The sequence below is a fragment of the Acidovorax delafieldii 2AN genome, assembly GCF_000175235.1.
GTDB classification, from domain to species: Bacteria; Pseudomonadota; Gammaproteobacteria; order Burkholderiales; family Burkholderiaceae_C; genus Acidovorax; species Acidovorax delafieldii_B.
This window is the reverse complement of the sequence record NZ_ACQT01000449.1, coordinates 1-1,785: the sequence shown is the minus strand read 5'-3', so window position 1 is coordinate 1,785 and position 1,785 is coordinate 1. Positions and strand designations below refer to the sequence as shown.

At 72.0% G+C, this 1,785-nt stretch carries 1 protein-coding gene and 2 pseudogenes; 1 reads left to right on the top strand and 2 read right to left on the bottom strand.

Going from position 1 to position 1,785, the window contains the following annotated elements; genetic code table 11:
* The first annotated feature begins 91 nt into the window (after positions 1 to 91).
* Positions 92 to 915: pseudogene (locus ACDELDRAFT_RS22115) on the top strand (hypothetical protein).
* Between the two features lie 65 nt (positions 916 to 980).
* On the opposite strand, the gene ACDELDRAFT_RS22110 reads toward ACDELDRAFT_RS22115, so the two are convergent.
* Positions 981 to 1,460, bottom strand: coding sequence for a putative toxin-antitoxin system toxin component, PIN family (locus ACDELDRAFT_RS22110; protein ID WP_005800915.1), 480 nt, complete (start codon positions 1,458 to 1,460; stop codon positions 981 to 983).
* A pseudogene (locus ACDELDRAFT_RS22105) lies at positions 1,450 to 1,785 on the bottom strand (class I SAM-dependent RNA methyltransferase); the annotation flags it as partial. The gene ACDELDRAFT_RS22110 and the pseudogene ACDELDRAFT_RS22105, both read right to left, overlap by 11 nt.

The following is a 1,785-nucleotide window of genomic DNA, read 5'->3' as shown; positions in this document are numbered from 1 at the left end:
CTGGCGGGGCGGGCACGCGCTCCCGGCACCCGCTGCGGATTTGCGGGGTGCGCCCGCTGGCCCACGCCCATCCGCAGGAGTGCACCGCCCCATGACACCCCCGACCATGGAGGGCACTCCGCCTGAGCGCTACGCAGCCTGTCTGGAGCGCCAGTTGGCGCACCAGCAGCTCAATGTCGCCAGCTACCAGCTCGGCGGCGAGCAGGTGTGGCTCAAGAAAGCCGGCCCGCGCCACGGCATGGGCCGCTACCGGCTGCTGGGCGCGCTGGCCCTGCTCACCCGGCTGGAGGTGATGCGGCCCGTGCCCAATCTGGGCGGGCCCCAGGCCATCGCCACCGAGGTACGCCGCCTGCGCGAGCTGGGCGCCCAGGGGCTGCGCGTGCCCCAGGTGCTGGCGGCACGGGACGACGGCTTTCTGATGCGCCACCTGGGCCAGCCCGGCGAGCACACACCCTCGCTGGCCCACGAAATCGACACCGCCGTGGCAGCAGGCCCTGCGGCGGTGCTGGCCTTGTGGATGCAGGGGCTGGACGCCCTGCACCGCGTCCACGCCCGGGGCCAGTGCCTGAGCCAGGCCTTCGCGCGCAACCTGGTGCGCTGCCCCGACGGCACGGTGGGCTACATCGATTTCGAGGACGACCCCGCTGCCGTGCTGCCGCTGGCGGCCTGCCACGTGCGCGATGCCCTGTGCTACGTGCATTCCACGGCGATCTACCTGCGCCAGAGCGGTGCGCTGCACGAAGCCTGCAGTGTCTGGGCCAGCTGGCTGCAGACCTGCAGCCCCGAAATGCGGCGCCTGCTGGCGCACAGCCTGGCGCGCATGGGCTGGATGCGCCACCTGCCGCGCAGCCGCCGCCTGGGGCCGACCTGCAGCGCGTGCGGGCAGCCTACGACTTGCTGGCCCCGCCCGATTGAGTACGCCGCCCACCCAGCACGTACTTCCCGTGCGCCCACGCGAGCGCCCCGCGCCCGGCGGCCACCTAAGCTTCTAAAACAATAGCAGCCGCTGCATGCGCATCCAGCGCAAGCAGCCTTTTGTGCATGCACAGCACGGCCTTGTCCTTGCTGAGCAGGATGGCGCGGTGCGCCACCGCCAGGTCGATGAAGTGCTGGTCGTCCGGGTCCTTGCAGACCGCCGACACGCGCGGCGCCACGTCCACCCAGCGCACGCGGGCCTCGTAGTCCTGCAGGAGCTGGCCGGCCGCGTAGCCGTAGAACGCCAGGCGCGGCACGATCTGCGGATAGGCCAGCACGCGCGCCAACTCGTCGCGCATCGGCGGCGTGGCCACCCAGTCCAGCCGCTGCGCATGCAGCAAGGTGCGCACGGGGGCCACGGCCTCGTCGGCAAACACCAGCAGGTCGAGCACGATGTTGGTGTCCAGCACCAGGGGGCGCGCCGCCACACCCGGCTCGCCCTGTTCCGGCAGCGACAGGACGGGGCGCCGTGGCTTAGCCGCCATGGGCCGGGGGCGGTGTCTTCCGGGGCGCCGTGTCATCGCCCCCCCGCGGCGCGCGCACCGAGCCCTTGACCATGTCGAAGCGGAACATGCGGCATTCGATGGGGCCGTTCCACATCGGCACGCGGCGCGATTCCTTGAGGCGCATCTTGCCGGGCAGCTTGAGGTCGGGCGTGAGCATCCAGGCCGTCCATCCGGCGTAGTTCTTTTTCCAGTGCGCGGCCAGCTGGCTGAAGAACTCGCCGCCGTCATCGGTGTGCGCCTCTTCGCGGCCCACGGACATGCCCTGGGCACGGTCGGCGGCGCGCTCGCTGGCGTTGCGGCCCGC

What these genes read in the sequence shown, in the direction of transcription:
- ACDELDRAFT_RS22110 (WP_005800915.1), bottom strand. Translation starts at nt 1,460, where the DNA reads ATGGCGGCTAAGCCACGGCGCCCCGTCCTGTCGCTGCCGGAACAGGGC.